Below are 5,530 nucleotides of genomic sequence, written 5' to 3'. Positions count from 1 at the left end.
TGGGGACGCGGGTCTGGACGGGCGCCCCTACCGCGAGGTCGCCCCGCTCACCCGCCTCGACGCCCCCACCCCCGAGGGGAGCCACCGCGATTCGCTGGCCGGCGCCCTGGCGTCGCTCCCCGGGCTGGTCGGCGGAGGGACGGATCTCCACCGGACCGTGCTCGACGCCTACGCGGCGGTCCGGTCGGGCTACGACCCCGACATGATCAACTCGATCATCGTGATCTCCGACGGGGCCGACGACACGGTGTCGGAGCTGACCCGGGACGACTTCCTCCTCGCACTCCGGGGCATGGTCGACCCGTCCGAGCCGGTGATCGTGGTGACCGTCGGCCTGCTCGACGACGCCGACCCGGAGACCCTGGCCGAGATCGCCCGGGTGACCGGGGGGAGCAGTCATGTCGCGCAGACGACCGACGAGATCGTCCGGGTGTTCGCCGACGCCGTCGGTCGACGGGGCGGTGCCTGACCCCGACGCCGGCGCCGACCCCCCCGGATGAGGTGGCTCCGCCCCCCGATAGGGGTGGTGTCACCACCGCGTTTGCCTCCGTCGGCCCCCCGGGGCGGATTGGCCTCGGCAAACCCTTGTGTCCCGTGTCACACTTCTCCAGTCCTAGTCTGTGAGGCGCATCACTACAGAGGTGTGGCTCGAGAGAACTGAAACGGAGGACCTCCGTGTCCCAGCCAGCTGATCCCCCGGTGGGAGGATCGTCACGACGCAGCCCGGAAGCGGCTGACTTCGAGGCGATGCACTCCAGCCCGGAATTCCAGGAGTTGCGCAGCAAGTTCAGGGCCTTCGTCTTCCCCATGACGATCGCCTTCCTCGTCTGGTACTTCCTGTACGTGCTACTGGCGGTCTACGCGACCGACTTCATGGCGACCAGGGTCTTCGGGAACATCACCTGGGGGCTGATCATCGGTCTGGCGCAGTTCGTCACCACGTTCCTCATCACGTTCCTGTACATCCGGTTCGCCAACCGGGTGATCGACCCCCGCGCGGAAGCGATCCGCCACGAGCTGGAAGGTGAGGTGGCCTGATGGGCGACTGGCTGATCAACATCCGTGAGCTCACCCCGGGGGAGCAGGTCGGCTCCACTCTGCTCAACATGGTCGTGTTCGGCATCTTCATCGTCGTCACCATGACGCTGGTGCTGCGGGCGTCCAAGTCGACCAAGTCGACCAAGGACTTCTACACCGGTGGCTCCACCTTCACGGGGCCTCAGAACGGGTTCGCGATCGCCGGCGACTACCTCTCGGCGGCCTCGTTCCTGGGCATCGCCGGTGCCATCGCCATCAACGGTTACGACGGCTTCCTCTACTCCATCGGCTTCCTGGTGGCGTGGCTGGTGGCGTTGATGCTCGTCGCCGAGCTGATGCGGAACACCGGTCGGTTCACCATGGCCGACGTGCTGAGCTTCCGTCTCAACCAGCGGCCCGTCCGCATGGCCGCCGCCCTGGCGACTCTCGCGGTCTGCCTGTTCTACCTCATCGCCCAGATGGCGGGCGCCGGCGGTCTGGTCGCCCTGCTGCTCAACATCAACGATTCCACCGGCCAGGCGATCGTCGTCGCGGCCGTCGGGATCCTGATGATCGTCTACGTGCTGGTCGGTGGCATGAAGGGCACCACGTACGTGCAGATGGTCAAGGCCGTGCTGCTCGTGGGTGGCGTGCTGATCATGTGTCTGTTCGTCCTGGTGGCGGCGCGGGGCAACTTCTCGGCACTCCTCGGCGAGGCCGTCGCCAACTCGGGTAAGGACCTCCTCAGCCCGGGTCTGCAGTACGGCGCCACCGAGACCAGCAAGCTCGACTTCATCTCCCTGTCGATCGCCCTGGTCTTCGGTACCGCCGGCCTGCCCCACGTGCTGATGCGCTTCTACACGGTCCCCACCGCCAAGGAGGCCCGTCGCTCGGTCACCTGGGCGATCGCGCTCATCGGGTCCTTCTACCTGTTCACCCTGGTCCTCGGCTTCGGTGCCGCGGCGATGGTGGGATCGGACGTCATCGAGGCGGCGCCGGGTGGCGTGAACTCGGCGGCCCCGTTGCTGGCCTTCGCGCTGGGTGGGGAGATATTCCTCGGCATCATCTCGGCGGTGGCCTTCGCGACGATCCTCGCGGTGGTCGCGGGCCTGGCGATCACCGCCTCGGCGTCGTTCGCCCACGACATCTACAACGGTGTGATCAAGCACGGCAAGGCCACGGAGAAGGCCCAGCTGCGCGTGTCCCGGATCACCGTCGTGGTGATCGGTGTCGCGTCCATCATCATGGGCATCGGCGCCATGGGGCAGAACATCGCGTTCCTCGTCGCCCTCGCCTTCGCCATCGCGGCGTCGGCGAACCTGCCGACCATCCTCTACTCGCTGTTCTGGAAGCGCTTCAACACCACCGGTGCGCTGTTCTCCATGTACGGCGGCCTGATCAGCACACTCGTGCTGATCGCGCTCTCGCCCGCGGTCTCGGGTGGCCCGAAGTCGATGATCACCAGTGTCGACTTCTCGCTGTTCCCCCTGTCCAACCCGGGCATCGTGTCGATTCCGCTGGCGTTCCTGCTCGGCATCATCGGCACGTTCCTCGGGAAGAAGGACGAGTTCCCGCAGAAGCGGGTGGAGATGGAGGTCCGCTCCCTCACCGGCGTCGGTGTGGAGAAGACCATCAACCACTGACCCGGCCCACCCGGGCGGAACCGATCCCGACCCGCCCGACCGCGAGACGCGGTCGGGCGGGTCGCGTCGTCGTCCCGGTGCGCCCCGGGGGTCGAACCCCGACCGACGGGAAGTCGGTGGACAAAGGGACTACCCTCGGTGACCACCACACCGATTCGGAGGCGGTCAGAACAGATGTATCCCGGACAGGACGACCAGACGCGGCGCATGGGGCAACCCGACTCGCGCGCGTATTCGCAGATGGGCGGAGACCCAGGGTACGACGAGCCCTACTCGAACGAGGCCGCTTATCAGGAGCGCCGTGAACCCCGCGGTCCCGCGATCGACGTGGGCAAGTTCCTCGGCAGCGTCGCGGCCACGGCACTCGTGGCGGCGATCGCCGGGTGGCTGATCGCCTGGGTGGTGGAGGCGGCGTTCGGCCGCTTCGGCCACCAGTGGGCGAACGGCGGCAACACCCCCACCATGTACGCGGTCTACGGGGCGGTGGCCGCGATCCTGGCCGGGCTCCTCTGGTACCTGCTGCTGGTGGGTACGGCGAACCCGCAGCAGTTCTTCTCGTGGACCGTGGGATTGCTGATCATCGCGGCGGTGGCGCTCCCGCTGCTGGTGACGGTGCCGTTCCTCGACGGGTTGGCCGCGGCGATAGTCCATCTGTTCATCGGCCTGCCGATCCTCGCGTTGACAGGGGCGTTCGCCGCGACCCTGCGACGCTGATCCCCGTGACGCACCCGAGCCCGCTGATGATCCATCAGCGGGCTCGGGTGCTTCCGGCCGGTCGGGCGGCCTACCCGTGACTCAGGCCGCGTGCCTGCAGGTCGGGCAGGAGCAGTCGTCGCACACGCAGTTCGCGCACTCGTGGCGCTCCCCGCAGTTGTCGCACGAGCACACGTTGTGGTTACAGGTCTCGCAGGTGCAGTCGGTACAGGTGCACACCGCGCAACTGTCGGTGCAGTTGTCGCACGAGCAGGTGGTGCACTCGTCGTAGTGGCCGTCGTGCTCGCGGTGCAGGTGACCGTCGTGCAGGTAGTCGACGTGATCCTCGTGGACCACGGCCTCGTGACCGCAGCCGGGTCCGTGGGTGTGCGAGTGGGGCTCGGCGTTGGGGTGGTCGGTCACGGTCATCGGTGTCGCTCCTGGTCGTCGCCGGCGTGTCGCCGCCGGGCATGGCTGGCGGATGTCACGGGAGTCGCCGGATCGCTCGCGGGTCGGCACTCGTCCATGGCATGCACAGATTGTCATACGTGCATGTATTGCTGTCAACGGCGTCAGTGGTCCCGTCAGGTCTGGCCGAGAGGCGTCGTGCGGCATCCGCGGTGGTGGGGCGGGCGTCGGATGGTCGGACGCGCGCCGTGGTGCCCTCGAGAGGAATCGAACCTCCGACACCGGCTTTAGGAGAGCCGTGCTCTATCCACTGAGCTACGAGGGCGGGAACCGGGGGAGAGTCTAACTGATCCGCGCCGGTCCCGTGATCGGCGAGTTGGAGTGTCGACAGCCGGGCGGTAGGCTTGGCCGCTGGCGTCCGTGTCGTCCCCGTGTCCCGGGATCGACGGACCGCCTCCGCGGGTCACCACCGGCCGCCGCGCGAGGGGGTGGGCGTCCGACAGGCCGGCAGCCCCACTAGACAGACAGAGGTATTGCCTGTGTCCACGTACACCCCCAAGCCCGGGGACGTGACGCGCGCCTGGTACGTCATCGACGCCACTGATGTGGTTCTCGGTCGACTCGCCGTGCAGGTCGCCAACATCCTCCGTGGCAAGCACAAGCCGCAGTTCGCCCCGAACGCCGACACCGGCGACTTCGTCATCATCATCAACGCCGACAAGGTCGCGATCTCGTCCAACAAGCGCGAGCGCGTCATGCACCACCGTCACTCCGGTTTCCCGGGCGGGCTCAAGTCGCAGTCCCTCGGCAAGGCCATGGACACGCGCCCCGACCGCGTCGTCGAGAAGGCCGTCAAGGGCATGCTCCCGAGCAACAAGCTCGGTCGTGCCGTCGCCTCCAAGCTGAAGGTGTACGCGGGCCCCGAGCATCCGCACGCCGCCCAGCAGCCCGTGCCCTACGAGATCAAGCAGGTGGCCCAGTGACCGACGAGAACATCACCCCCGAGGCCGAGCTCGCCGATGACACGGTGGCGGAACTCGCCGCCGAGGTCGCCGAGGACTACAGCGAGGCCGACTACGCCGGCGGTACCGACTACGTGGCCGACGCCGAGACCCAGCTGGCCCCGGTCGTCTCCTCCGGTCCGACGCAGGCGGTCGGCCGTCGCAAGGAGGCCGTCGCCCGCGTCCGCCTCATGCCCGGCTCCGGCCAGTTCACCCTCAACGGTCGCACCCTCGAGGAGTACTTCCCGAACAAGGTGCATCAGCAGCTCGTCAAGTCGCCGCTCGTCCTGGTCGAGCGCGAGGAGCAGTTCGACATCGTGGCGCTGCTCCACGGTGGTGGCCCCTCCGGACAGGCCGGCGCGCTGCGTCTGGCCATCGCCCGCGCGCTGATCCAGTACGCGCCGGACGACCGCCCGGCGCTCAAGAAGGCCGGCTTCCTCACCCGGGACGCCCGCGCCGTCGAGCGCAAGAAGGCCGGCCTCAAGAAGGCCCGTAAGGCCCCGCAGTACTCGAAGCGCTGATCTCCGCGCTCGACACCCCAGAGCAGGCGCCCGCGATCGCGGGGGCCTGCTCTGGCTCGTTTTCCAAGGGACCTCACGGCCGGGGCTATCCTTACCCGGTCCGGAACACCCACCCCCAGTGCGGTGGCGGTCCCACTACCCCGGAGGATCACGCACCATGACCCGACTGTTCGGCACCGACGGGGTTCGCGGACTCGCCAATCGGACGCTCACCGTGGACCTGGCCGTCCGCCTCGGAGCGGCCGCC

The 5,530-nt window shown here is 68.2% G+C and carries 6 protein-coding genes, 1 tRNA gene and 1 pseudogene; 6 read left to right on the top strand and 2 right to left on the bottom strand.

Going from position 1 to position 5,530, the window contains the following annotated elements; genetic code table 11:
- From G6020_RS07590 to G6020_RS07575, 4 genes and pseudogenes are all read left to right on the top strand, one after another.
- Window positions 1-469 (top strand): annotated as a pseudogene (locus G6020_RS07590) (hypothetical protein); the annotation flags it as partial.
- Between the two features lie 278 nt (window positions 470-747).
- Window positions 748-1,038, top strand: coding sequence for a DUF485 domain-containing protein (locus G6020_RS07585; RefSeq protein WP_179524675.1), 291 nt, complete (start codon window positions 748-750; stop codon window positions 1,036-1,038).
- Complete coding sequence (locus tag G6020_RS07580) at window positions 1,038-2,660, top strand: cation acetate symporter (RefSeq protein WP_179524676.1); 1,623 nt, start codon at window positions 1,038-1,040, stop codon at window positions 2,658-2,660. The genes G6020_RS07585 and G6020_RS07580 overlap by 1 nt, the downstream gene beginning before the upstream one ends.
- A 174-nt stretch (window positions 2,661-2,834) precedes the next feature.
- Complete coding sequence (locus G6020_RS07575) at window positions 2,835-3,374, top strand: hypothetical protein (RefSeq protein ID WP_179524677.1); 540 nt, start codon at window positions 2,835-2,837, stop codon at window positions 3,372-3,374.
- 81 nt (window positions 3,375-3,455) lie between these two features.
- On the opposite strand, the gene G6020_RS07570 is transcribed toward G6020_RS07575, so the two are convergent.
- Window positions 3,456-3,782, bottom strand: coding sequence for a hypothetical protein (locus G6020_RS07570; RefSeq protein ID WP_179524678.1), 327 nt, complete (start codon window positions 3,780-3,782; stop codon window positions 3,456-3,458).
- Between the two features lie 228 nt (window positions 3,783-4,010).
- Window positions 4,011-4,086 (bottom strand) — tRNA-Arg (locus tag G6020_RS07565).
- Between the two features lie 214 nt (window positions 4,087-4,300).
- Here G6020_RS07565 and rplM point away from each other — a divergent pair.
- Window positions 4,301-4,744 (top strand): 50S ribosomal protein L13, encoded by a 444-nt coding sequence (gene rplM, locus G6020_RS07560; RefSeq protein WP_107748654.1) that lies wholly within the window; start codon window positions 4,301-4,303, stop codon window positions 4,742-4,744.
- Window positions 4,745-4,857: 113 nt separating this feature from the next.
- Window positions 4,858-5,283, top strand: coding sequence for a 30S ribosomal protein S9 (gene rpsI / locus G6020_RS07555; RefSeq protein ID WP_259847906.1), 426 nt, complete (start codon window positions 4,858-4,860; stop codon window positions 5,281-5,283).
- The last annotated feature ends 247 nt before the right edge of the window (window positions 5,284-5,530 follow it).

Source organism: Dietzia sp. B19 (genome assembly GCF_014145155.1).
Lineage (GTDB): Bacteria > Actinomycetota > Actinomycetes > Mycobacteriales > Mycobacteriaceae > Dietzia > Dietzia natronolimnaea.
This window is presented reverse-complemented; position numbering and strand designations above follow the sequence as displayed.

Coding starts and splice junctions, on each gene's coding strand:
- G6020_RS07570 (WP_179524678.1), bottom strand. CDS start 3,782: ATGACCGTGACCGACCACCCCAACGCCGAGCCCCACTCGCACACCCAC.
- G6020_RS07580 (WP_179524676.1), top strand. CDS start 1,038: ATGGGCGACTGGCTGATCAACATCCGTGAGCTCACCCCGGGGGAGCAG.
- G6020_RS07575 (WP_179524677.1), top strand. CDS start 2,835: ATGTATCCCGGACAGGACGACCAGACGCGGCGCATGGGGCAACCCGAC.
- G6020_RS07585 (WP_179524675.1), top strand. CDS start 748: ATGCACTCCAGCCCGGAATTCCAGGAGTTGCGCAGCAAGTTCAGGGCC.